At 62.1% G+C, this 24,674-nt stretch carries 16 protein-coding genes; 9 read left to right on the top strand and 7 right to left on the bottom strand.

Features of this window, described 5'->3' with window-relative positions; translation table 11 throughout:
• Positions 1–120 precede the first annotated feature (120 nt).
• Both BPHYT_RS11875 and BPHYT_RS11870 read right to left on the bottom strand, forming a co-directional pair.
• A complete protein-coding gene (locus tag BPHYT_RS11875; RefSeq protein WP_238535592.1) occupies positions 121–2,328 on the bottom strand; it encodes a sensor histidine kinase in 2,208 nt (735 codons plus the stop codon).
• Positions 2,329–2,449: 121 nt separating this feature from the next.
• Positions 2,450–3,259: a response regulator transcription factor gene (locus BPHYT_RS11870; RefSeq protein ID WP_012433391.1), complete on the bottom strand. Its 810-nt coding sequence runs from the start codon at positions 3,257–3,259 to the stop codon at positions 2,450–2,452.
• A 363-nt stretch (positions 3,260–3,622) separates the two neighbouring features.
• Here BPHYT_RS11870 and BPHYT_RS11865 point away from each other — a divergent pair, with 363 nt between their 5' ends.
• The 5 genes from BPHYT_RS11865 to BPHYT_RS11845 all read left to right on the top strand — a co-directional run bounded on the left by BPHYT_RS11865 (position 3,623) and on the right by BPHYT_RS11845 (position 15,744).
• Entirely contained in the window at positions 3,623–5,590 is a 1,968-nt protein-coding gene (locus BPHYT_RS11865; RefSeq protein ID WP_012433390.1) for a YadA family autotransporter adhesin, read from the top strand.
• A 952-nt stretch (positions 5,591–6,542) separates the two neighbouring features.
• Complete coding sequence (locus BPHYT_RS11860; RefSeq protein WP_012433389.1) at positions 6,543–12,968, top strand: ESPR-type extended signal peptide-containing protein; 6,426 nt, start codon at positions 6,543–6,545, stop codon at positions 12,966–12,968.
• 79 nt (positions 12,969–13,047) lie between these two features.
• The gene (locus BPHYT_RS11855; RefSeq protein ID WP_012433388.1) at positions 13,048–13,770 is read left to right on the top strand and encodes an OmpA family protein; all 723 of its coding nucleotides are present in this window, start codon (positions 13,048–13,050) and stop codon (positions 13,768–13,770) included.
• An 86-nt stretch (positions 13,771–13,856) separates the two neighbouring features.
• Positions 13,857–14,771, top strand: coding sequence for a LysR family transcriptional regulator (locus BPHYT_RS11850; protein ID WP_012433387.1), 915 nt, complete (start codon positions 13,857–13,859; stop codon positions 14,769–14,771).
• Positions 14,772–14,976: 205 nt separating this feature from the next.
• Entirely contained in the window at positions 14,977–15,744 is a 768-nt protein-coding gene (locus BPHYT_RS11845) for an SDR family NAD(P)-dependent oxidoreductase (RefSeq protein WP_012433386.1), read from the top strand.
• A gap of 88 nt (positions 15,745–15,832) precedes the next feature.
• On the opposite strand, the gene BPHYT_RS11840 is transcribed toward BPHYT_RS11845, so the two are convergent.
• Positions 15,833–16,714, bottom strand: coding sequence for a LysR family transcriptional regulator (locus BPHYT_RS11840; protein ID WP_012433385.1), 882 nt, complete (start codon positions 16,712–16,714; stop codon positions 15,833–15,835).
• Positions 16,715–17,006: 292 nt separating this feature from the next.
• On the opposite strand from BPHYT_RS11840, the gene BPHYT_RS11835 reads away from it, so the two are divergent.
• Genes BPHYT_RS11835 through BPHYT_RS11820 form a run of 4 tightly spaced genes read left to right on the top strand, consistent with a single transcriptional unit; the run spans position 17,007 to position 21,399 of the window.
• Positions 17,007–17,225, top strand: coding sequence for a DUF3311 domain-containing protein (locus BPHYT_RS11835; RefSeq protein ID WP_012433384.1), 219 nt, complete (start codon positions 17,007–17,009; stop codon positions 17,223–17,225).
• Complete coding sequence (locus BPHYT_RS11830) at positions 17,222–18,700, top strand: sodium:solute symporter family protein (RefSeq protein ID WP_012433383.1); 1,479 nt, start codon at positions 17,222–17,224, stop codon at positions 18,698–18,700. Before BPHYT_RS11835 ends, BPHYT_RS11830 begins: the two co-directional genes overlap by 4 nt.
• A complete protein-coding gene (locus BPHYT_RS11825; protein WP_012433382.1) occupies positions 18,697–19,902 on the top strand; it encodes an amidohydrolase family protein in 1,206 nt (401 codons plus the stop codon). The genes BPHYT_RS11830 and BPHYT_RS11825 overlap by 4 nt, the downstream gene beginning before the upstream one ends.
• Positions 19,903–19,947: 45 nt before the next feature.
• Positions 19,948–21,399, top strand: a complete 1,452-nt coding sequence (locus tag BPHYT_RS11820) for an amidohydrolase family protein (protein WP_012433381.1) — start codon at positions 19,948–19,950, stop codon at positions 21,397–21,399.
• A gap of 144 nt (positions 21,400–21,543) precedes the next feature.
• Here the strand turns inward: BPHYT_RS11820 and BPHYT_RS11815 are convergent, their stop codons facing one another.
• The 4 genes from BPHYT_RS11815 to BPHYT_RS11805 form a co-directional block, all read right to left on the bottom strand.
• The gene (locus BPHYT_RS11815) at positions 21,544–22,569 is read right to left on the bottom strand and encodes an NADP-dependent oxidoreductase (RefSeq protein WP_012433380.1); all 1,026 of its coding nucleotides are present in this window, start codon (positions 22,567–22,569) and stop codon (positions 21,544–21,546) included.
• A gap of 145 nt (positions 22,570–22,714) precedes the next feature.
• Positions 22,715–23,686 carry a transcriptional regulator GcvA gene (gcvA, locus tag BPHYT_RS11810; protein WP_012433379.1) on the bottom strand — a complete coding sequence of 324 codons (972 nt, stop codon included), beginning with the start codon at positions 23,684–23,686 and terminating at the stop codon, positions 22,715–22,717.
• Positions 23,687–23,853: 167 nt separating this feature from the next.
• Positions 23,854–23,982, bottom strand: a complete 129-nt coding sequence (locus BPHYT_RS39445; protein WP_274378456.1) for a hypothetical protein — start codon at positions 23,980–23,982, stop codon at positions 23,854–23,856.
• A 55-nt stretch (positions 23,983–24,037) separates the two neighbouring features.
• The gene (locus BPHYT_RS11805; RefSeq protein ID WP_238535591.1) at positions 24,038–24,652 is read right to left on the bottom strand and encodes a DUF302 domain-containing protein; all 615 of its coding nucleotides are present in this window, start codon (positions 24,650–24,652) and stop codon (positions 24,038–24,040) included.
• Positions 24,653–24,674: the final 22 nt, after the last annotated feature.

The raw sequence follows: 24,674 nt of genomic DNA, 5'->3' as shown, positions 1-24,674 counted from the left end.
TCATTTTTCCGCGGTGAGCGTCGCTCGCTTCAGTGGCGTGGCTCTCTTCGTTGCATTGCGCACGAGTGTTTCGCGGATGTCGGCCGAAGTTGCACTAGCTTGAATGCAGCCAGGGCTGCGTTAGCAGGCGCGTGAGCCTTCGTACTTTTTGTGCGGTGCGAGAGCACGAGCCTCGATGGCTGGGAAATCCAACGCTTCGAGGCAATGCCGCATGTCGGTCAGAAACGCGACGCAGGCGGGGTGAGCGTTGGTCATGCTGTCTATCCATCGCTCTATGTCAGTGAGGCGCCCGTTCTTCGCAAGAACCGCCAGTTCCCGGCGATCGCTCTCTGGAGGAACGGCAACAGCAAACCCGTGTTTGCGTTGAGAGCGAATAGGAACGGAACAGCCAGAAGAATGCTCTACGATGCTCGACGGCAGCGCATTCTCATCTGCCGCAGATGGAACGATGAGTTCGAAGGTAAACGAGGTGCCGCGATGCGGCGCACTCGACACACGCAAGTCGCCGCCCATGGAGTTGACAATGCGCTGCGCGATAATAAGACCAAGTCCCGTGCTGCCGTTCACAGCCTGTATCCGGCGAAAAGCCGCAAAGAGTCTCGACTGCGCTTCGATGTCGATGCCGATGCCAGTATCAGCGACTTCAAACCTCATGTGCCATTGACCGTCCTGCAGGCGCGTGCTCACCGTCATCGTGACAAAGCCGTCGCGGGTGAACTTGGACGCGTTCGAGAGCAGGTTGAGCAGTACCTGTTGCAGCCGGCGGCCGTCGATCGTCAGTCGACGGGGCAACGGCGTCAGAGCCTGATAGTTGAACTGGTTGTTCAACTGCGAGCAGAGTGCGAGCGCGTATTCTGCAATGTCATCGAGAAGCGCAGGCAGGTCGGTTGCGACTGGCGCGATCTCCAACGGCTGCAACTCGGTTTTCGCATACCCGACCAGTTCGTCGATCAGGCCAAGTTGATAGTTCACGCTACGCTCGATTGCCAGGATCGGCTTAACCTGCTTCGAATCCGCCAGTTCTCGCAACTGTCTGGCATAACCCGTGATCGTAGCAAGCGGCGCACGGAGGTCATGACTCACGTAGCCCAAGGTTTCGATCAGCTGCTGGTTTTTCTCCTCGGCGTAAAGCAATGCTTCGTTCAACTCCACTGTGCGCTGCGCCACCTGTTCGCGTAGGCGGTCGTGTTCGGTTCTTTGCCAGTCTGCGAGTGCAGTTCTTGCCGCCAATCGCTGCTTTCCGACGTGGTTTATCCACGCTGCAAGCACAATGAGGTTGGTGGCCAAACCAGTGACTGCAACGACGGGGTTCGGATGAATGTCGGACTTCAACCAGGCGAGCGCCGTCGGCAAAGAGCCAAGCGTTTCGAGCATGCGCAACGCAAAGCTGAACAGCGAGAAGCTCATGACGAGCAGCATGATCCGCGCGGTGGGGGTGGACTGACGCGCGAGGTGTGCAGCAATTATCACCGTGAAGACGCCGAACAGGGCATTGATATACACGCCGACTTGGGCGAACACGAACAGATTGCCGAATGCGGCGCCTATCGCTGCGACACACTCCAGCAACGCAAACCCGAACAGTATGTAGCGCGCGGGCAGGTTTGCTTTTTCACTGCGAGAGATGCGCAAGATAAAGACGATGAACAGCAGGACGGCAGTACATCCAAGCACCGTCACACTTCTGGCGCTCCAGCCGGTCGCGAACGGCCACAGATAGATCTTCGTATAGCCGCGATCCGCAGCTTCGAACAGTGCTGTCATGGCGCACAGCGCGGCCAGCACGAGGAACGAGACACTGTGGGAAAAATAAGCGATGAGCAGCGCGCACCATGCCAATGCAAGCGTGCCGCCAATCAATCCGCCGTCCCAGAGCGCTGCGCGCATCTCCAGCGCGTCGTATACCGCTGCGGGATACAGTTTCGGTTCGAGCGTGAGCGCAGTATCGCTGGCTGCCCGGATGAGAAAAAGGCGCTGTTCACCGGGAACGAGCGAGAAATTGACCAACCGATACCGCGCCGGAAGGGACTGGGGCACCGAGCGAGCGGGATCGATGCCGGCGTGTGTCCAGTGGTTGCCGGACCGGGACCCGGTGTAAAAGTCCACTGTCAGAAAGCGCGCGTCCGGGAACACGAGCACGAGTGGAAGGGCTGTTGAGCCACTATTGCTCACCGACATGCGCAGCCACCACGCCGAGCGGGTGAACCCTGGTGTCAATCGGCTCCGCTGCATGGGACGGAAGCCTGGCGCGGACCCCGCGGACAGTGTGAGGATATCGTCGAGGTTCATCTTGCCCGAGACGTCTTCGAATACCTGCAGTTGATCCACGGTGGGAGCTTCTTGTGTCCTCGCCCCCGAGGTGTCGAGACCGATGGCCGACGCATGGGTGGTCCACCAGCTCAGACACAAGAACAATAGGCGAAGCCACCGGGTCGTCGTCATGATGTCGTCACTCTGCCTCGAGGGCGGATTCCACGGTGTCAGCCAGATCCCGGCTGCGAAATTCCTCCCGATAGCTCGACGGTGGCATACCGAATCGTTCGCGAAACGCAGTGGCAAAATTCGCGGCACTGGAAAAGCCGATTTCTTCGGCAATGCTGGCAATGCTCAATGAGGTGCTGCGCAACAGCTTTTGTGCGATCCGCAGCCGTTCGTCCCGAAGATGCTCGAAGACTGTCTTGCCAAGGTTGTCCCTAAACGCACGCGACAGTCGTTTTTCATTAGTCCCCACCAGGCGCGCGAGTTGTTCGACCGTCGGCGCGTCGTTCAGCCTCTGCGACAAGTGACGGATGGCCGCGCGAACGATGACGCTATTGCCCGTGAAGTCCGAAACGGACACTTCCTGATCGGCATACCGGTTGCCGCGTGTTCGGGCGAGGTGAACGCGAATCCGTGCGAGTACCTCGTCCGGCTCGAAAGGCTTCAATACATAGTCCACGCCCCCGATTTCCAGACCGTTGATCCGATCCTGAAGGTCTCCGGCAACGGTGAGGAATATGACCGGAATCGCAGAAGTGCGAGGGTCCGCGGCAAGCAGCCGGCAGGCGGCGAATCCATCCATGCGTGGCATCCGGACGTCCATCAGGATCAGATCGGGTGAGATCGCCAGGGCTCGCTGATAAGCCTGTGACCCGTCGAATCCGACACTGATCCGGCACCCGGCGTTGCGCAGCGCATCGATTAGCAATCGAAGCTGATCCGGCTGGTCGTCTACCAGAAGTAGATGGGCGTCCGTGAGGGCACTGTTTCGGGGCGACATCGTGTAGGCGAAATGAGCTGACAGGTGAACTTCTGATTAACGGCGGCGAATCGCGCGGCTTGAGTGTTGCGGGGATCGGTCGCCATCTTAGTGCCGCGAAGAGTACCAGATTGTTAATTCAATTTAAATCGAGCGGTTTGGGCACGAATAGCAAAAGAATTTTCCCTCCGGCAAAGCATTTCGTCCCTCCGGCAAAACGATTGCCGCAATAACGCTGCACATAATTCCTCGCGGCCTTACACAAAATTGCCAGTTAATGCATTCGTAAGCATGGGTGCAGTGGCGTGTTTCCGGCGGTAGAGCGTGACGGAGACCAGATATGGATCCTTCTATTGACTATCAGACAAGCGAGAGCGGAACGTAATGAACAAGAGCCGAAATAAGTTGGTGTGGAATCGTCAAGTTGGCGCGCTGGTCGCCGCAGCCGGGACGCAGCGCGGCGTGCGGGGTGACGACGGGCAAGCGGAAATGAGTAAGATCGGTATCCCACTGAAATCAAAGGCGGCGCTGGCAGCACTGACGGCAGTGATACTGCTGCCGGTGGGTCAGGCGTACGCAGATAACCTCGCTGTCGGTGGCGAAAACGCTGGTCAGACTGCGACCGTCGGGGGCGCCACGGCGCCCCCCGCGAGCACGGGCGGAGTGTTCCCTGCGGTCGCTGGTGCGGACGGTTCAAGCCAGAATACGGCTGTCGGCATAAATGTTTCGGCGCAAGGCGGTGCCGCGACGGCAGTGGGTGATACGGTCACGGCGAATGGTACGAATGCCACGGCGGTCGGCGCCAATTCGGTCGCAAACGGCACGAGAGCCGTTGCGATCGGCGGTGGGGCGACCACGACGACCGGCGACGCGACTGCAATCGGTGCGCTTGCACACACTACTTCTGAATTTTCAACGGCTGTCGGTACCAATAGTTCGGCCGCTGGCGGAACGGCGCTGGGTTTCCAGGCAAGTGCGAACGCGTCTGACGCCACGGCAGTCGGTGTGGATTCCGTGGCGTCAGGGATCGGTAGCGTTGCAATTGCCCGCGCACAGGCGACCGGCCAGAACGCAATTGCGATCGGTGAGTCTTCAGCGGCAAGCAACGTAGCTGCCGTGGCCGTAGGTGCCGGGGCGAACGCGAGCAGCAACAGCGCCACGGCAATAGGTCCCTTAGCGACGGCAAGCGGCGGTAGCTCGACGGCGCTCGGCAACTCCAGCGTGGCCAGTGGCGGATCGGCCATTGCAATTGGCCAGTCGTCAACTTCATCATCACTCACTTCCATCGCAGTCGGATTTAATGCGAATGCCGCATCGGCCAATGCGATCGCGCTGGGCACGCTCACACAGGCCACAGGCGCAAATTCAATCGCGATCGGTAACGCAGCCGTCGCTTCGACTGCAGAATCGACAGCGCTCGGGTCCGGCGCGGTTACACGTGCAGCAACGAACGTGAGTAGCGTCACGCTGAACGGCGTCACCTTCGGTGGCTTCGCGGGGGCGGCGCCGACCGGCGTCGTGAGTATCGGCGCGGTCGGTCAGGAACATCAGTTGCAGAATGTCGCCGCCGGTCGAATCAGCGCCACCAGCACGGACGCTGTGAACGGCTCGCAGCTTTTCTCGATCGCTTCGCAGGTTTCGGCACTCTCGACCAATCTGGCGTCAATCACCGTTACGGTCGACAAGATCTCGACGTCCGGCTCGAATGGCACGGCCACTGACGACACCGGCACCGCAGTGGGCAAAAATTCGGTGGTGTCAGTTCCGAACGGAACCGCTGTGGGCAACGGTGCGAACGTTTCGGGGCAAGACGGTACGGCAATCGGCACGAACACGACAGTCACCGCTGCACGCGCAACCGCCATCGGCGCGAATTCCAGAGTCACAGGGACGGACTCGACTGCGATCGGCACCAATAGCCAGGCCACCGCGAATAATTCGGTTGCCCTGGGTGCAAATTCAGTCGCGGACAGGGACAACACGGTTTCGGTCGGCGCGCCAGGTGCTGAGCGTCAGATCACCAATGTTGCAGACGGTACGGCTCCGACTGACGCAGTCAACGTGCGACAGATGAATGACGCAATCAACAGCGTTCGCGATGACGTGCAGAAATATCGTCGTGACGCGAACGCTGGTACAGCGTCCGCAATCGCCATGGCGAATTTGCCGCAAGCTGTGTTGCCGGGTGAGAAGGTTGTTGCACTCGCAGGCGGCAACTACGGTGGACAATCCGCAATGGCTGTCGGGCTTTCGGTCGCGACGCAGAAGTGGATGGTGAAAGGCTCCGTCACGACGGGCGTTTCGGGTCACGGTTCCGTGGGTGCTGGCGCGGGCGTCGGCTACCGCTGGTAAGTAGCTTGACTGCGTTCCGCTGCTGCCGCCCTCGTGCAGCAGCAGCGGGCAGACAGGCAAGAAACAGGAGAACCTGTCAGGCCGGCTTTCTGAATGGATTTCTTTTTCCTTCTCCTTAACTGCCTCGCATTTTTAATGCACCTTGCTACACGCAACTGGCGTTAAAAAATAGAAAAATAATTGCAGATTTCCTGAAACAATTGTCAGGAAATCCTGACCATTTTCGCAGTTGCTAATAGGGTTAATGGAATCTGGTTGTTACATTTGGAATAACCGGATATCGCCAAAGGCTTTTTCTAGACAAATGAAAAGACCTATGAGAGAGTTCGCGCGGGCACCCATCTTTCCTTTTATTACACGACTCAAATAAAGGGAGCCGCCACATTCCATGCGAATAGCGCGCCGGCCTTCGTCTCACATAGTGCTCAATACGTTGCGAGAAAGAAAAAGCGGTGCGTGTAGCCGGCGCAAGACTACTTGTCATGCCACGAGCCGGCGAAACGTTGCAAGAGGCTACTGAGGGGACAGTATCGATGAGTATCCCAGTCGGAACAGAGTCGGGCGCTGCCACGGCTAAGCGACCACATCAGCCTGGCCGGCAATTGGCGCTCCGCCGCTCGATTGCCTTTCCTTTGCGTCTCCCCTTCGGACCTTCATAAACCGGACATTCGCCAAGCGTCCGGGGAGCCAGTGCTTCGAAAAACGGCGCTCTGATCGATCTTCGATATTTACTTAGTCATGCGAATCGCATTGTCGGCGTGGGTATGCGCTAGCTCTGGGGATTCATCATTCGCCGGGAGTAGGAGGAGTTTGCCGCACGGTCATCGCTAAGGCGGCGCGCGCCGAAGCTGGATCAATTAAACATGATAAGTAGTCTTACTGAATATGTTAGGTGCATATACATGCTCGTACTTGTGAACTTCGAATTTAAATTAACTGGTGAGGCAACGACATGAACAGAGCATATCGGACCATCTGGAACAAGGCGCTTGGCGCCTTCGTAGCCGCGTCGGAGCTGGACACGTCGCGGGGCAAGGGAAAGTCGGGGGCGGCTGCTTCCATATGCGGCGCACGCGCTGGCGAGCAGGATGCCGCAGCGTCGCCTGGTCCGGGACCGCGCGTCGTCACCGTGCTGTTGCTAATGGGTTTCGGGGGATGGGGCGCGCAGGCGCAAGCGCAGTTGAGCTGCGCGTCGGCGCCCTATAATTTCTATAGTGGCAGCACGACGTGCGTGGGCTTGGCGTCCACGGCCTCTGGCGGCGGAGCCACCGCGGTAGGTTACGGCGCCAGCAGTACGGGCATTAATGCCTTGTCCTTCGGCTTTCAGGCCATTGCTAATGGTATCAACGCCATTTACGTGGGGGCGCGCACCGCGGCAGGCACCGGCGCGACCTCGCAATCGGCGATTGGCATCGGTACGGATGTCACCGCCAGCGGATCGTCGGCTATCGGGATTGGCGTCGATGTCGTCTCGAGCGGGAATGTGTCCACTGCTGTCGGCCCGTTGGCGAAAGCTACCGGGGACAACAGCCTTGCAATGGGTTCGAGTGCCAACGCTGCCGCCTCGGGCGCGGTCGCATTGGGCAGCGGAGCCTCTGGCGCCCAGACCAACGGTATAGCCGTCGGCTCGGGAGCCAGCGCCACCGGTGCAAACGCCCTTTATCTGGGCGCGCGCACCGCGGCGGGCAGCGGTTCGACCGGAACTGCCTCCATCGCCATCGGCACCGATGTCATCTCGAATGCCGATTATGCCGCGGCGATTGGCTTCCAGGCCGTGGCAAGCGGACCCGCGGCCGTCGGAGTGGGCTATACCGCAGCGGCTTCCGGGACGCATGCCGTCGCTGTCGGCTTCCAGTCCATCGCCAGCGGTCTGAACGCCGTTTATCTCGGACCGCGCTCTGTCGCAGGCACGGGCGCAACGGCGGCGGGTGCGATCGGCGTTGGCACGGATGTGACCGCGTCCGGTCCCTCGTCGCTGGCTGCGGGCACCGTGTCCAAAGCCACGGCGCAGAATGCCGTGGCTTTGGGGGCCGGCGCCGCCGCCTCAGGGCTCAACGCTCTCGGAATGATGAACGGCTCAAAAGCCACCGGTGCTAATTCGATAGCGTTGGGGTCATCCGATACCGTAGCGGAAGGCGGCGCGTCGGCACCGGCGACAGTAGCAGGCGCCGCGGCGTCGGGCATTCGCGCGATTGCGATCGGCTCCGGCGCGAGCTCCGCTGGCTCGTCTTCCATCGCGATAGGCGATTCGGCGTTGACGGGCGCCAACACGGATGCCCTTGCCATGGGCACCTCCGCGACGGCTAACGCGGCCAATGCTTCCGCCATCGGCAATGCCGCAAGTGCGCTCGCCGCCTCGACGGTTGCGATCGGCGACGGCAGCACAGTGGCTGCCGCAGCCGGTGCGGGTTCGTTCGCCGGCGGCCATAATTCCCAGGTACTCGGCGGGACGGGCGCAGTCGCGCTCGGTCAGGCGCAGACCGCGAGCGGCAACGGCGCAGTCGCGATTGGCGATCCCAATACCGCGACCGGCAATGGCGCGGTCGCCGTGGGCGCGAACAATACCGCCACGGGCGACGGCGCGATAGCGCAGGGAAACGGCAATACCGCCAATGGTCAAGGCGCCCTCGCGCTCGGCAACGCGAGCACCGCGAACGGCGCGAGCGCGCTGGCGTTCGGCGATTCGGCGGTGGCCAACCAGACCCATGCGATTGCACTCGGTGCCGGCGCATCGACCAGCAACGCGAACGACGTCGCATTGGGTGCGGGCAGTACGACCGCAGCGCCCCATACGGGCACCACTGCGCTTTACGGCGGCACTGCCGCCGGCATCGCGAACGCGGCCAATGGCGTGGTGTCGGTGGGCTCCGCCGGCAAAGAGCGGCAACTGCAGAACGTGGCAGCCGGTGTCATTTCGGCTACCAGCACCGACGCGATCAACGGCTCGCAACTGAATACGGTTGTCACCGGCGTCAATAATCTCGGCGCGTCGACGGCCGGCACGTTGGGCGGCGGCGCCAGCTATAGCGCGACGACCGGCGATATCACCGGCTTTAGCCAGCCGGTCAACACCGTCAGTGCTACCGGAGCCGTAAGCGGACCCAACCCGCAGACGACGGTTGCCGGCGCGTTGACCGCGCTGAATACGAATATCGACAACACCGCCAATATCGCGGTCAAGTACGACGCGGCGGGCGGAACGAAGATCACGCTTGGTGCGACCGGCGGGGCGGGAGCCGGGTCTGCGGTGACTATCACCAACATGGCGCCGGCCGCATTGAATGCTACGAGCACGGATGCGGTGAATGGATCCCAACTGTTCGCCACCAACCAGCAGGTCTCGACCAATACAACCGCGATTGCCAACATCAACAATGGCGGCGGGATCAAATATTTCCACGCCAATTCGGTGTTGGCTGACAGTGTCCCCACCGGCACCGACGCAATTGCGGTGGGACCGGTCGCCAATGCGTACGGTGACGCTTCGATCGCCCTGGGCCTGAATGCAGTGGCCGGCGTAAATGGCGCACCGACAACGGCTAACGACATAGCGTTGGGCAACGGGGCTCAAGCCACGGGTGGCGACTCGATCGCTCAGGGCACCGGGGCAATCGCGAACACGGCCGGCGCCATTGCGATCGGTCAGACGGCAACCGCCACCGGCGGCAAGGCGGTATCGATCGGCGTGGGCAATACCGCCAGCGGTAACGGCGCGGTCGCCATCGGCGATCCGAACTCGGCGATCGGGACCGGTGCGATAACTATGGGCGCGAACAATACGTCCAACGGCCAGGGCGCGGTGGCGCTCGGCAATGCCAATATCGCGACCGGCCAGGGCGCCGTCGCGCTGGGCAATGCATCGCAAGCGAACAACGCGGGTTCGATCGCGTTCGGCGACGCCGCAACGGTGTCGGCCGCGGCGACGCAAGGCGTGGCGATCGGCTCGGGCGCCGCAGTCACCAACGCCGGTGCTGTGGCTCTTGGGGCGGGAAGCACGACAGCCGCCGCGGTGGGGACGCCAGGCACGACGATCAATGGGACCGCGTACACGTTTGCCGGCACCACGCCGGCGAGCACGGTCAGCGTCGGCAAAGCGGGCGCCGAACGCACGGTGACGAACGTTGCCGCGGGCCAGTTGAACTCGGCCAGTACCGACGCGGTGAACGGCTCGCAGCTGTACGCGACCGATCAGGCCGTCGACGCGCTCGCCACGACGGTAACCGCCAACAAGACGCACTACTACAGCGTCAACGACGGCGGCACGCAAGGCGCCAACTATGCCGACGACGGCGCCACCGGCGTCAACGCGCTGGCCGCGGGTGTCGGCGCTCTGGCTTCGGGCGTGAGCAGCACGGCGTTGGGCAATGGCGCACAGGCGCTGGCGAACAGCGCAACCGCATTCGGACTGCAAGCAACGGCTTCGGTTGTCGGCGGCGTGGCGATCGGCTCGGGATCGGTTTCGGATCGCACGGTTCTGCCCGGAGTGGGATCGATCGCCAACGGTTCCCACGCGATTCCGTTCAATACCTCCGACGAGACATTGCTCGGCGCAGTGTCCGTCGGCAGCAGCACGGCTTACCGGCAGTTGACCAACGTGGCCGACGGCACGCAGGCACAAGATGCGGTTACCGTCAGGCAACTGGCGGGTGCACTGTCGTCGTTTTCAGTGACGGGCACGAACTATTTCCACGCCAATTCGACGGCGGCCGATTCGCTCGCCGTGGGCGCGGAGTCGATCGCAGTCGGACCGACGACCGTCGTCAACGGCGACAACGGCGTAGGTGTCGGCAACGGGGCGGTGGTCGATGCAACGGCGCCCGGCGGTGTCGCGATTGGCCAGCAATCGCATTCGGCCGCGGCTGACGCAATGGCGCTTGGCAGCGGCGCGGTCGCGAGCGGCGCGCAATCCATAGCGCAGGGCGCCAACGCAAATGCCGCGAACCAGGGCGGCGTGGCGATCGGCTCCGGCGCGCAAAGCAGCGCTGCCGACGCAGTAGCGCTAGGTGCCGGGGCCAGCTCGACGTTCGCCAATAGCGTGGCGCTCGGCAGCGGATCCACAACGGCCGCGGCGGTGGCGACACCGGGCGTCACCATCAACGGCACGGCCTACACCTACGCGGGTGCGGCTCCGACCAGCACGGTCAGCGTGGGCAGCGCGGGTCACGAGCGCACGGTGACCAACGTGGCGGCGGGCCGGGTGAGCGGGACCAGCACCGACGCGGTGAACGGTTCGCAGTTGTATGCAACCGATCAGGCAGTCAGCAGTCTGTCCACGGCGGTAACCGCCAACAAGACGCACTACTACAGCGTCAACGACGGCGGTACTCAGAGTGCCAACTACGCCGACGACGGCGCCACCGGCATCAACTCGCTTGCGGCGGGCGTGGCTGCCAGCGCGACCGGCGCTGGCAGCACGGCGTTGGGTCAGGGCGCAGTGGCGAACAACGCCAACGCGGTCGCCGTCGGCAGCGGTTCGACCACCGCCGCGGCAGTGGCAACGACCGGCGACACGATCAACGGCACGGCCTATACGTACGCGGGGACTGCCCCGACGAGCACCGTGAGCGTGGGCAGCGCGGGTCATGAGCGCACGGTGACCAACGTGGCGGCGGGCCGGGTGAGCGCAGCCAGTACCGATGCAGTGAACGGTTCGCAGCTGTACGCGACGGATCAGGCTGTCGACAACCTCGCCGGTGTAGTCACGGCCAGCAAAACGCACTACTACAGCGTCAACGACGGCGGCACGCAGGGTGGCAACTACAACAACAATGGCGCCACTGGCGTCGGTGCGCTGGCGGCGGGTGTGGGGGCGACGGCCGTCGGGGCGAGCAGCTTCGCCGGCGGCAACGGCGCTGCCGCGCAAGCGGACAACGCGCTTGCATTGGGCGCGCTGTCGAGCGCGTCGGTGGCGGGCGGAGTGGCAATCGGCTCGGGTTCTGTGTCCAATCGCGCAGTCCTGTCCGGTATCGGTTCAATTGCGAACGGCACCCATGCGATTCCCTTCAACACGTCTGATCAAACCTTGCTCGGCGCCGTGTCGTTCGGCAGCGCGGCCGGCAATACCTATCGCCAGTTGACCAACGTCGCGGACGGCACGCAGGCCCAGGACGCGGTCACCATCAGACAGCTTGCGGGCGCGCTCTCGTCGTTCGCTGTTTCCGGACAGATGTACTTTCACGCGAATTCGACGGCGGCGGATTCGCTGGCGGTCGGCGCGCAATCGATTGCCGTCGGACCGACCACCGTGGTCAACGGTGACAACGGCGTGGGTATCGGCAACGGCGCCGTCGTCGATGCCACGGCACCGGGCGGCGTCGCGATCGGTGAGAGCTCGAACGCGGCACAGGCCGATGCGCTTGCGCTCGGCAGCGGCTCGATCGCAAGCGGTGCGCAGTCGATCGCACAAGGCGCGAACGCAAAGGCCGCCAACGCGGGCGGCATTGCTATCGGCTCGGGGGCGCAAAGCAGCGCCATCGATGCGGTCGCGATGGGCTCGGGCGCGAGCGCGACAATGGCAAACAGTGTTGCGCTGGGCGCGGGATCGGTGACGACGATTGGCGCGTTGAGCAATTACATCGCGTACGGGTTGAGCAGTCCGCAGTCCTCCGCGGGTGAGGTCAATATCGGCAATCGGCAGATCACCGGTGTTGCTGCCGGCAAGGCCGGAACCGATGCGGTGAACGTCTCACAACTGGACGCGGTGTCGACCCGACTGACCACGCTGATCGACCAGCGCACCACGAACAACGGCGGCAGCTTCTCGTCCTCGCCCGGCACGCCAACGCCACCTTCGTCATCGGGTTCGAATTCGTCGGCGGGCGGCCAGGGTGCATCGGCATCCGCGTCCAATAGCACGGCGGTGGGCAACAGTTCGCAAGCCAGCGCGACGGGCGCGACCGCTGTCGGGGTTGGCGCGGCCGCGAGCGGGAATAACTCGGTGGCGCTGGGTTCCAATAGCACAGACGGAGGCCGAAGCAACGTGGTGTCTGTCGGCTCGATTAACGATACGCGGCAGGTGGCGAATGTAGCCGCGGGAACGCAAGGGACGGACGCCGTCAACGTGGACCAGCTCAATGCCGGGCTCGCGCAGGCCAACGCGTATACCGACCAACGCGTGGACCAGTTGCAATCGGGCATCAACTCGGTCGCGCGCAATGCCTACTCCGGCATCGCCGCGGCGACCGCATTGACGATGATTCCGGAGGTCGACAAGGACAAGACGTTGTCATTCGGCATCGGCACAGCGGGCTTCCGTGGCTACCAGGCCGTGGCGCTGGGCGGAACCGCCCGTCTCACCGAGAACATCAAGATGAAAGCCGGCGTCGGCATGAGCCCTGGCGGCACAACCTTCGGAATGGGCGCGGCCATGCAATGGTAGTGCGCGGACGCCTTCGCTCAAGTGCGGACAACGTGATCGCGCGCCGCACGGGCGTGCGAAAAATAATATGGAGAACACAATGAAGCAGCTTTCTGGATGGAGTTTGTCACTGAGCCTGGTTCTTCTTGCAGGATGTTCGAGTGCTTCCGGGCCGACGTTTAACGCCTATACGGTCACGGCCGCGGATGGCTCGCGGCTTCATCAGGTCGAATGTCATGGGATATTCGAAGGACCGGCTACCTGTATGACAGTGGCCCAGCGGATATGTCACGGAGAGCCCGTTCACCCTGTGCAGAAAGTCGGACGCCTCCTGCCGGACAATGACCAGGCCGATGTCACGCGGCGGCTCACGTTCGCGTGTGGTGACGCGCCGGATACTCCGGCTTCAGCGGCCTCGCAGCAGGCCGCACCTGTGGCGCAAACGGTCGATGAGTTCGTGCTGCAAAGCGATGCCCTGTTTGCTTTCGGGCAGTCAAGCCGCGCTTCGATCTTACCGGGCGGAGCGGCCGCTCTTGACCAGGTCATTGCGCGTATCAGGCAGAGTCGCGGCGTTCAGTCCGTTTCGGTCGTAGGTCACACCGACCGTCTTGGGCCTGAAACGGTCAACTACCCGCTGTCCCTCGCGCGTGCCCAGACAGTGAGGGAGTACATGATTGATCATGGACTGGACGGTGAGTTGATACACGCAACGGGCGTGGGCTCCCACAATGCAACGACGCAATGTCCGGACGGCGGCGGCAAGTCGCTCATCGCTTGCTTGCAACCGGACAGGCGGGTTTCCGTTGAAGTTCGTGCAGAGTGAGATAGCCCGGCGCCGAATGAACTCGCGATGACCGGGCGAACGCTACACTGCGCATTTTCGCCGACAACTTTGCCCGGAGGATGCGCATGGACCGCATGGCGACGATGGAGACTTTCGTGACGGTGGTCGATGCGGGTTCATTCTCTGCCGCCGCCCGTCGCCTGAAGCTAGGTCAGCCAGCTGTCTCAAAGGCGGTCGCCCAACTGGAGGAGCGTCTGGGCGCCCGTTTGCTACTACGATCGACACGCGGTCTGGCGCCGACGGCTGCCGGGCAGCGGTTTTATGAGCACGCACTCAGAGCCATCCATGAGGCAGATCAAGCTGAACAGGCTGTGCGCGAGTCGTCCGATGGCTTGTCGGGGCAACTGCGCGTAGGCGCGGCCGTCACCTTCGCCCGACTGCACGTTTTGCCGGCGCTAAAGCCTTTCCTCGATCAACACCCCAATCTGAGCATCGACATCGTGCTCGACGACCGGTCCGTCGATTTGCTCGAAGAGGGCGTCGATGTCGCATTGCGTATGGGCACGCTGGACGACTCGAGCATGACCGCGCGTCGCATCGCGAACGGACGGCGACTCGTGGTCGGCACGCCATCATATTTCGCGGAAGCCGGACTTCCGCAAACACCGCTCGACCTCAGCCGGCATCAGGCGGTTGTCTATTCCTTGCGAGGCGGCGGCGAATCGTGGTTGTTCAGCCGCGATGACGGTTCGGATTCAACCGTGACGTTGTCCGGCCGAATCAGCGTGAACGCAGCTGAAGGCATGCGCACGGCAGTGCTCGCTCACATGGGCCTTGCTGTCGCATCGGAGTGGATGTTCGCACCTGAACTCGCGAACGGCACGGTGCAGGCCGTCCTGACGGACTGGTCCTTGCCGACCATCGATGTGTGGGCAGTTTTTCCCGCCGGGCGTATGGCGACAACGAAAGCGCGTGCTTTCGTCGCATTCGTCGAGCACGTTCTCAATGAGCACACATCCAGCGACAAGCCGATCGCCTAGCCCCAGTGCAGCCGGGTTCGATTGGCCTCGATCTGCTCCCTTGCCGCGGGAATAGAAGCTATTCCCCGGCCATGACTACCGTACGACGCCGCCTGAGCGGAGGATACGCATCAACCAATGCATTAAAGATTGGCTCCGATGCAGCGGTCTGTCCTGGCAGTTCATGCCGGAGGACCGATTCAAACCCTACCCGTTGAGGAAAACCATGACTCAAGCTCTGAAAGGCAAACTCGCCCTCGTTACCGGCGCTTCGCGCGGAATCGGTGCGGCCATCGCGGCACGTCTTGCGCGCGATGGTGCATCCGTCATCGTTCACTATGCGTCGAGCACGGAGCGCGCCGAAGCAGTCGTCAAAGAGATCCGCGATGCCGGCGGCGAGGCGGAAACCGTGGGCGCCAACCTGTCGAAACCGGAAGGCGTCAGAAGCCTCATCGATTCGCTGAGCGGCGCGTTCGGTGGCCGTTTCGAAGGGCGGCTCGACATCCTTGTCAACAACGCGGGCACGGTCGAATACGGACCATTTCTCGATTCTTCGGAGAGTTCATACGACACGCACTTCAACCTGAACGTTCGTGCGCCGATCAAGCTGGCAAAAGACGCGGCGGCGCGTATGGTCGCGGCGGGCTGGGGGCGCATCATCAACGTCGGCTCGGCCTTTGGCGAAGCCGCGCCCCTGCCTGGCGTGACGCTCTACATCGCGTCGAAGTTCGCTCTCAGAGGCTTCACCCGCGGGCTCTCGCGTGAACTCGGCAAATACGGCGTGACCGTGAATGCTGTTCAGCCTGGCCCGATCGATACAGAACTTGCTCCGCAGCCCGGCACGGAAGATTACGCGACGATGGCAAAGCTCGCGAGCGTCGGCCGTTTCGGTAAACCGGCGGAAATCGCTGCAGCCGTTGCCTATCTCGCCAGCCCCGAAGCAGGCTACACGACCGGCGAAAGCCTGACGGTCGACGGTGGATGGATTGCCTGACGCGGGACCAGGAAATTCTGCAAGATTGCCGATCAGCGGGAAGAACTGCGCGTGGCACGTCTTGACCGCTCCAGTGCTTTCTCGCAGCCTAGCGCCGCTGCGGCCCCAACATCCGGGTCAACGCGCGCGCCAGTTCTTTCACGACCGGGTCAGCGGTCGGGCGATGCAGCAGCGCGATGTCCATGGTCTTGATCGGCGGAAGCCCGCTTTTCGGCGTCAAGGCGACGTGTTCCGCCGTGACGGCGCGCGCGGGCAGGAGGCTGACACCAAGACCGTCCGCAACCGCGGCCTGGATGCCGCTCAAACTCGAACTGATGAAACTGATCCGCCAGCGCCGCCCGAGTGCTTCGATCGTGTTGATCATGTCGTCGCGATAAAGGCCGCGCGGCGGAAACGCGACGAGCGGAACGGGATCGAGCTGGATTGAAGGGTTCTTTACGCTGTCGATCCACCTCAATTGCTCGGGCCACGTCGCGACGGCTTCACGGCTGTTACGCCGTTGTTTGACGATAGCAAGGTCGAGGTCGCCGCGATCGAAGCTATTACTCAAGTCGCGGCTCAGGCCGCTGGTGACTTCCAGTTTCACTTGCGGATGCTTGCGGTTGAACGTCGCGAGCACATGCGTCGTCGGTCCGCCCACGAAGTCTTCCGGCACGCCGAACCGCACAGTCAGCCCCACGGTCGCGCCCGACAGCGCTTCGATCATTTCATCGTTGAGCGCGAGCATTCGGCGTGCGTATCCAAGCAGCGTTTCACCGGCATCGGTTGGACGCACATCGCGGCTTCCGCGATCGAGAAGTTTATGCCCGGCCATGTCCTCCAGCCGCCGCACTTTTTGGCTAACGGTGGACTGGGTGGAGTGGAGCCGCGCGGACGCGGCGGTGAATGTGCCGCAATCGGCGACCATGACGATCGCCTTGAGCAGATCCAGATCGAACAGCGGCCTACGCGTTTTTGCACTGTTTGCCATCGAGCTATCTGATTTCCGAATGTCCTCGCCGACTTGTATCACGCATGGTGCAGTCCGGCAATATTGCACCGCCCCGACAAGCCGCAAGCCTACGTTTCGTTTACGGCGTATTCGTAAGGTAACCAAAGAACGGAAACGGGTTCTCGCCGCTATTCGATTTCCAACTGGCTGTCAGTGGAACATTTCATTTTTGAATGCGAGGTTGTCTAGATAACATCGTGAGTGGCGATGCGGTGCATCGACCCAACCCCCACTTCTGATCGAGCGTTCACGTCCTTCGCGCAAGGTTCATATGAAACTCAGACTCCTCCTCGCCGCGCTGCCGTTCATCGGCATGTACTCGGGCGGCACACTCGCGGAGCATCTGCCGATGCTGTTCGGGATGCCGTTCCTGCTGTCATGGAACCTGATCTGGATGGCCGGCACGGCTGCCGTTCTCGCCTTCATCCTTTACCTCGACACCCGCGATGAAGCGATGAATGCCGCCAACCAGAACGGAGGCCGGCAATGAACGTAGCGCTGGTCATCATCATCCTGTTCGCTGCGTTCGCACTGGGGATCGGACTGTTCGCCCGTCGCGGCAAGAAGCTGAGTCTCGAACAATGGGCAGTCGGCGGCCGCGGCTTCGGTTCGCTGCTTACCTTCCTGCTGATGGCCGGTGAAGCATTCTCGACCTTCACGTTTCTCGGCGCGAGCGGCTGGACCTACAGTAAAGGCATTCCCGCTTTCTACATCCTGTCGTACGGCTGTCTCGCGTACGTGATCGGCTACTGGATGCTGCCCGCCATCTGGCGCTATTCGAAAGAACGCAACCTGGTCTCGTTCGCCGACTACTTCGCGTCGCGCTACGAGAGCCGTAGTATCGGCGTGCTCGTGTCCATCGTCGCCGTATTCGCGATGGTATCGCTGCTGATCATCCAGTTGCGCGGGCTCGGCATCATCGTGTCGGAGATGTCGTACGGCACGATCCCGCCGGCCGTCGCGATCTGGATCAGCGCGATTCTGATGACGGTGTACATGACCGTGTCGGGCATTCACGGTTCCGCGAGCATCGCGGTGGTGAAGGACGTGCTGATCCTCGGGCTGGCCATCTTCCTCGGCCTCTATCTGCCGCTGCACTATTACGGCGGCATCGGCGCCATGTTCACGCGCATCAACGAGGTGCATCCCGAACTGCTGCGGATGCCCGAACACGGCTTCAACCTGAGCTGGTACAACTCGACGATCCTGCTGACTTCGCTCGGCTACTACCTGTACCCGCACGGCTTCACGGCCGTCTATGTGGCCCGTGACGCGAAGGCGCTGCGCCGCAACGTGGTGATGATGCCGATCTATCAGGTGCTGATCGCCTTCCTGTTCCTCGTCGGCTTTGCCGCCATCCTGACGGTTCACGGGCTGGAGGGCGCGCAAACCGATCTGGCGCTGCTTCGTCTCGTCAAGCAGACTTTCGCGCCGTGGTTCGTCGGCATTGTCGGCGGCGCCGGGCTGCTCACCGCGCTCGTGCCGGGTTCGCTGATCATGCTCAACGCGTCGACGACGATCGCGCGCAACATCTATCGCGAAGGCTTCGCGCCGCGCGCCACCGAGCAGCAGGTCGCTCGCGTCGCCCGTATTGCGCTGCCTCTATTCACGCTGGTGGTGGTCTATTTCACGCTGGTCGGCGGGGCCACCTTTGTCACGCTGGCGATCTTTTCGTCGAGCCTGCTCACGCAACTGCTTCCAATGCTCGCGTCGAGTTTCCTGAAGCGTCCGTTTGGCACGCGCGAGGCCGCGTTCGGAGGGATTGTCGCTGGCGCCATCGTGCTAGCGCTCGTAAGCTGGCGGGGCGTGACCCTTGCGTCCCTGTTTCCCGGCGCGCCGGCCACGTTGACGTCCATTAATCCCGGACTCGTGGCGCTATTCGCAAACGCGGTGGTTTTCATTGCGATCAGCGCCGTGCAGCGCGCAGTGCGGGCCCGTATGGCTACTTCAATCGAATCGACATGACTTCTTCTCATTCTTCTCTCGTCATTTCCAATGTGCGGCTGGCCGACGGCCAGACGGTGGCTGTGTCGATCGCCGACGGCCGCATCGCCGCTCTCGGCCCGGACCTCGCGGCGCAACCAGGCGCCGTTATGGAAGACGGCGGCGGCGCGTTGCTGCTGCCTGGCTTCGTCGAAGGGCACACGCATCTCGACAAAACCAACTGGGGCAGGCCGTGGTATCGCAACGAGGTCGGCGCGACGCTGCTCGACAGGATCAACAATGAGCGGCGCTGGCGCAAGGAGTCGGGGCACGACGCGGGCGCGCAGTCGCTCGCGCTTGCGCGTGCCTTCGTGCAGGCGGGCACCACGCGCCTGCGTACGCATGTGGACGTGGATACCGACGCGGGTTTGCGCTACCTCGAAGGCGTCCTGCAGACCCGGCAGACGATGCGCGACATGCTCGACATACAGATCGTGGCATTTCCGCAGTCGGGCGTATTGGGCCGTCCGGGAACGGATGAACTGTTGGAGCGCGCGCTCGCCGACGGCGCGGACGTGCTCGGCGCGCTCGATCCGGCCTTGATAGACGGCGATCCGGTCGCGTCGCTGAACCTGACGTTCGCGCTCGCCGAACGCTATCGCAAGCCGATCGATATCCATCTGCACGAGCCCGGCGAGGTGGGCGCATTCAGCCTCAAACTGCTGCTCGATCGTGTCGAGGCGCTGGGCATGCAAGGGCAGGTCGTGGTCAGCCACGGGTTCTGTCTGGGTGCATTGCCGGAGCGCGAACGCGACGTGCTGCTCGAACGGATTGCGCGTCTGAATGTGGCGCTCCTGACCTCGGCGCCGCCGTCGCGTCCGGTTCCGCCACTAAAGATCTGCCGGGAAAGAGGCATCACTATTTTTGGCGGCAACGACGGCATTCGCGATACCTGGTCGCCGTATGGCTCGCCCGACATGCTCGAACGCGCGATGTTGATCGGCCTGCGCTACGACATGCGCCGCGACGACGAACTGGCCATCGCATTCGACTGCGTCAGTACAGCGGCGGCGCGCGGCTGCGGCTTTCACGACTACGGGCTGCATGCCGGCGCGAGGGCGGACCTCGTGCTGGTCGACGCGGAAACCATCGCGCAAGCGGTGGTCGCCCGGCCGAGGCGCAAGCTGGTGGTGGCCAACGGGCGCATCGTCGCGCGCAATGGTGAGCTGGTCGCGGCGGCGTAATGTGACGGCTTCAGAAGGACAATGCACACGGAGAGGACTTCACGCATGGACAATCGGGAACGGGTCGATGTACTGATCAAAAACGGCTGTGTGATCACTGTCGATTCGCAACGCCGTGTGATCGAAGATGGCGCAGTCGCGGTGAAGGGCGAGCGCATCGTCGCGGTCGGCGATACATCGGCGCTTGCGTCGCAATTCTGCGCGGATCGCGTGATCGACGCGCGCCGCAAGGCCGTGCTACCTGGGTTGATCGATGCGCACGCGCACGCCGGCCATGCGATGCTCCGAACCATCGGCGGCGCGGACGGCGATGCGTGGACCGATGCGTGCGAGACGATCTACACGCGAGCGTCCGACGAAACATTCTGGGAAGTGGAGTCGCACCTGGCGGCGCTCGAGCGTCTGCAGGCCGGCGTGACGACCGGCGTGTCTCTGCTTGGCGGAGGGAATTCGATCATGCGCGTCGACGATCCGGTGTACGCGCGACGTCATTGCGACGCGGTGGTCAGAACGGGCACCCGCTCGCTCGTGGCGGTCGGTCCGTCGCGTCCGCCCGCGCCGCGTGCCTATACCCGCTATACAGCGGACGGCAGCGTAACGCGGGAAATCGATTTCGATACCATGTACGAAGTCTGCACGGAAATCGTCGACACGTGCCACGGCGACGCGAAGGGCCGCATCGGCATTGCGCTGACCTTGCCCGTCTATGCACCGCAGCACTACCCAGAGCAGGCCGCGTACGAGCGGGAATTTCGCGCTCAGGCCGGGCAATACATGGCGCTTGCCCGCGAACGCGGGCTGCGCTTCACCCAGGACGGACATCGGGCCGGCACGCTCGCCTTTGCCCATCGCGAGTTGGGACTGCTGAACGAAACATCCTTCATGTCGCACGCAATCGATTTGACGGAGGACGACATCGCGGCCTGTGTCGAGACGGGCGCATCGATCGTGCACAATCCCAGCGCGATCATGTCGATCATCGGACGCTGTCCGGTGCCGGAGTTGCTCGACGCCGGGGTCAACGTGGCGATCGCCTCGGACGGCGCGGCGCCCGATCGCGGCTACGACATGTTCCGCCATATGTGGCAATGCATGCATTACCATCGCCGGCATTTCGGCGATCCGGACGTGCTGCCGCACGGCAAGGTTCTGGAAATGGTCACCATCGACGCCGCGAAGGCGCTGTCGCTCGACGACAGTTTGGGGTCGCTCGAAACCGGCAAGCTGGCCGACATCATTCTCGTCGACCTGTTCAAGCCGCACATGATGCCGATGAACATGCCGGTGTATCGCGTCACGTGCTTCGCCAATGCCGGCGACGTGTGCATGACGATGGTCGGCGGCAAGATACTGATGGAGGAGGGCCGCGTGTTGTCGGTCGATGAAGGCGAGATACTGGAACGCGTCACCGCGGCCGCGGAACAGATGCTCGAGCGCAGCGGCTTGCGTCACCTGCTCGACGCGCCGTCGACGCTTTGGCGGCGCAGCCATTACTAGCATGCGCCGTGTGCGCCGCTCTGCGTGAAGCGCTGGGCCCGGTGACTAACACCGGGCTGTCGAACTCACATAACTTTGATCCGGGCTTCGACTGATGGCTACTCGCGGCTCTTGACCCTTCTACAGGCGCTAAACGAATTCTTTTCAAACCCTCACGAGCAACTTGCCGATGTTGCCGCCTTCGAACAGGCTATTCAGCGCGGCAGGCAGTTGTTCGAACCCGTCGACGAAAGTCTCCTTGAATACAATCTCACCGCTCTTAACCCAAGGCGCCACTTGCGCCACCATTTCGTCCATACGATTGATGTAGTCTCTGGCCAGCACGCCCTGGATGGTGGCGCGTTGAAAGAGCATGTGCTGTAAAAATCGCGGGCCCATGTCCGGCGTGTCCAAACCACCGTCGTATTGACTGATTGCTCCGCAAATCACGATGCGGGCCCGGCGCTTGATAAGCGGGATCACGGCATCTGTGATCGGGCCGCCGACGTTGTCGAAATAAACGTCCACCCCTCCGGTGGCCTCGATCAGTGTGCTCGTCAAGTCTTTGTGCGTCTTGTGTTCCCGATAATCGACCGCGCGATCCAGTTTCAGTTCGTCGAGCAGGAATCGGCACTTGTCTGGACCACCGGCAATGCCCACGACCTTGCAGCCCGCCTTTTTCCCGAACTGTGCAACCAGCGAGCCGACGGCCCCGGCCGCGCCGGAAACGACCAGGGTATCGCCAGGGCGCGGCCGGCCGGCTTCCATGAGGCCGAACCACGCGATACGCCCTGGCATGCCGAGCACACCGAGTGCCGTGGAAACCGGCGCGCTTGCCGGATCGAGTTTGGTCAGTTCGCTCTGATGGCACCGTGCATATAACTGCCAACCCGAATAAGCCGACACCCAGTCGCCTTTGGCGAACAGCGGGCTGGCCGACTCGACTACTTCACCTACGACACCGGAGCGTTGCACGATGCCGAGGGGATGCGGTACGTCATACGTATTGCGCTCGTGCTGCTGGATGCGAATGTACGGGTCCACGCTGATATACCGCGCGCGGACAACCACTTCGTTCGCCGCCAACGGTCCTGAGATTTCGCTTTCACGAAGCTCGTAGTGTTCCGATCCAACGCGACTCGTGGGACGTTTTACGTAGAACCATTGACGATTCGAATAGGGTGCGTTCATGGATTGGATTTCCGGTGCGAATTGCGATGACGTGGGAACGATTCCCTTGAGTCGCGCGAAGCCGTTGCGATGCGGGTATGACGGATTCAACGAGGCGAGACATTCGTGCGCCGATATTTTAATTTTATGGACAGCCGCCGTCGAATCATAATTTGTCCGGCTTGGCAGTAGTTTTTCTACTGCCTCGTCGCGATCGCTTTGCTGTTGCCGCTACGTTTAGTTCATATCGAGCCTGCGTGATCAGCCAATCTCGCATCGCCCGAATAGTCTCGGAGTCGCGCCGGTCCTCGGGATAGACGACATAATAGCCGAGCGAGAGATGCAGCGCGAAATCAAAGAGGCGGCACAGGCGGCCGGCGGCAAGATCCCGTTCCACGAGTTGTTCGCTCGTCAGAGCGATGCCTTGACCCGATATCGCGGCATCGATTGCAAGGGCGGACTGGCTGAATCGAGGACCCTTACTCGCATCGACATGTCCTCCCTCGTTCAGCGCTTCGAGAAATTCGGGCCACAGGTTATGTGAATCATGCAGCAAGACGTGACGCTTCAGATCGGACGGCTTTTTAAGTGGTCGTCTCGCGTCGGCCAATGAAGGGCTGCACACGGCATAGATATCGACCGGAAAGAGTGGATCGGCAGCTAGTCCTTTACCGAAAGGCGGCTTGCCGTGGCGGATTGCGATATCGACACCGTCGCCCTTGAAAGTCGAGAGTTGTTGATCCGCGATCACGCGCACTTCAATGGACGGATGGGCGTCCGTAAACGTCGCCAGCCGTGGGATAAGCCATTTCGACGCAAATGAAGGCGTCGTGCTGACCGTCAAACTCGATGCCCGGTGCGCTAGCGCTTCCGTTGCATTCGCGATGATCGTCAGCGCGCGCTGCACCGATGAGAAGTAAATCGAACCGTTGGCAGTTAGTGCGAGCCCGCGTGGTACGCGATCGAATAGCTGATGTCCAAGCACATCTTCGAGATTGCGCACCTGTTGAGCAACCGCACCTTGAGTGACGCCTATTTCCTCTGCAGCGACACGGAAGTTGAGATGACGAGCGGCGGCTTCGAATGCCCGCAGCGCGTTGAGAGGGGGAAGGCGCGACATCTTGGTTGAGGACGGCATACAGAGGAAAACTACAGTCTTGGGGTAAGCAGTGGTTCGACGCGACTGGCGCCTGGACGCGCTAAGTTAGCATATCGTGGAACGCGCTGGGAGCGCGTTCGCTTCGTGGCCAAGCTTGGGCCAGGCCTGGCGCCGGCCTCTACCCCTTGAGTTTGCAGCCACTTCGATCAGTCGAACCCGACCGGGTCCGCGACCCGCGCCACCACCTCGCCGAAGGTACGCCCCTCCAGCGTGCCGGGAAATGCCTCAGGGGCTTTCTCCAGACCATCGACGATATCTTCCTCGTAGCGAATCACCAGACGCGGCGTGTCTGGCAGCGTGGCTCATTGACCCATCAGATCCCGTACGTTGCTATTGCAATACCGAAGCACATAGTTTCGCTAGCCTGTCGTCGAGCGAGCGGCCTTGTACGTCGATCTGGGCGCTGTGGAACTGGCTCAGTTGGGTCGACGGCTTATCGTATTCGATCGTCGTGCCGCCCTGTGCGTTTTCGTAGACCATGATACGCAATGGCGCGTACAGTCCCGCCGCCATATTGACGCTGGTCATTTCGGTCGCGGTGAGAATATTGCCGGTGAAATACTCGGTGCCGTTCCTGCGCTGTCCTTTCAATACAAGCCAATCTCCATGCAGACCGATGTAATGAATCACAAGGCCGTCGTTGCCTGCGGCTTTCTGAAGGGCGGTACGCAATTCGTCGACCTTGTCCTGCTTCAGAAGCGTGCGGATATGATCGTCGAGTCGGCCGAGACGGCTCTCCAGATCCTGTTTGACGGCAGCGTAGGGTTTGCTGGAAGAGACGGTCACGTGATCGATAATCGTCTTTGTTTCCGATACCTCGACGGTCGCCGCGACCGCTTGCGCGCAGAACACGTTCATGCTGATCGCGGCAGTTGCCGCTATAGACAATGCAACTCGTGAAGCGGCAGTACGTAAGTTAATCACTGTTGTCTCCTTGCTGGACAAATAAGTAGAGTGTGCTTTCTCG

It is taken from the genome of Paraburkholderia phytofirmans PsJN (assembly GCF_000020125.1).
Lineage (GTDB): Bacteria > Pseudomonadota > Gammaproteobacteria > Burkholderiales > Burkholderiaceae > Paraburkholderia > Paraburkholderia phytofirmans.
The sequence above is the reverse complement of the archived record's forward strand: the minus strand, read 5'-3'. Positions and strand labels throughout refer to the sequence as shown.

Coding starts and splice junctions, on each gene's coding strand:
- BPHYT_RS11870 (WP_012433391.1), bottom strand. CDS start 3,259: ATGTCGCCCCGAAACAGTGCCCTCACGGACGCCCATCTACTTCTGGTA.
- BPHYT_RS11865 (WP_012433390.1), top strand. CDS start 3,623: ATGAACAAGAGCCGAAATAAGTTGGTGTGGAATCGTCAAGTTGGCGCG.
- BPHYT_RS11860 (WP_012433389.1), top strand. CDS start 6,543: ATGAACAGAGCATATCGGACCATCTGGAACAAGGCGCTTGGCGCCTTC.
- BPHYT_RS11855 (WP_012433388.1), top strand. CDS start 13,048: ATGAAGCAGCTTTCTGGATGGAGTTTGTCACTGAGCCTGGTTCTTCTT.
- BPHYT_RS11850 (WP_012433387.1), top strand. CDS start 13,857: ATGGACCGCATGGCGACGATGGAGACTTTCGTGACGGTGGTCGATGCG.
- BPHYT_RS11845 (WP_012433386.1), top strand. CDS start 14,977: ATGACTCAAGCTCTGAAAGGCAAACTCGCCCTCGTTACCGGCGCTTCG.
- BPHYT_RS11840 (WP_012433385.1), bottom strand. CDS start 16,714: ATGGCAAACAGTGCAAAAACGCGTAGGCCGCTGTTCGATCTGGATCTG.
- BPHYT_RS11835 (WP_012433384.1), top strand. CDS start 17,007: ATGAAACTCAGACTCCTCCTCGCCGCGCTGCCGTTCATCGGCATGTAC.
- BPHYT_RS11830 (WP_012433383.1), top strand. CDS start 17,222: ATGAACGTAGCGCTGGTCATCATCATCCTGTTCGCTGCGTTCGCACTG.
- BPHYT_RS11825 (WP_012433382.1), top strand. CDS start 18,697: ATGACTTCTTCTCATTCTTCTCTCGTCATTTCCAATGTGCGGCTGGCC.
- BPHYT_RS11820 (WP_012433381.1), top strand. CDS start 19,948: ATGGACAATCGGGAACGGGTCGATGTACTGATCAAAAACGGCTGTGTG.
- BPHYT_RS11815 (WP_012433380.1), bottom strand. CDS start 22,569: ATGAACGCACCCTATTCGAATCGTCAATGGTTCTACGTAAAACGTCCC.
- gcvA (WP_012433379.1), bottom strand. CDS start 23,686: ATGCCGTCCTCAACCAAGATGTCGCGCCTTCCCCCTCTCAACGCGCTG.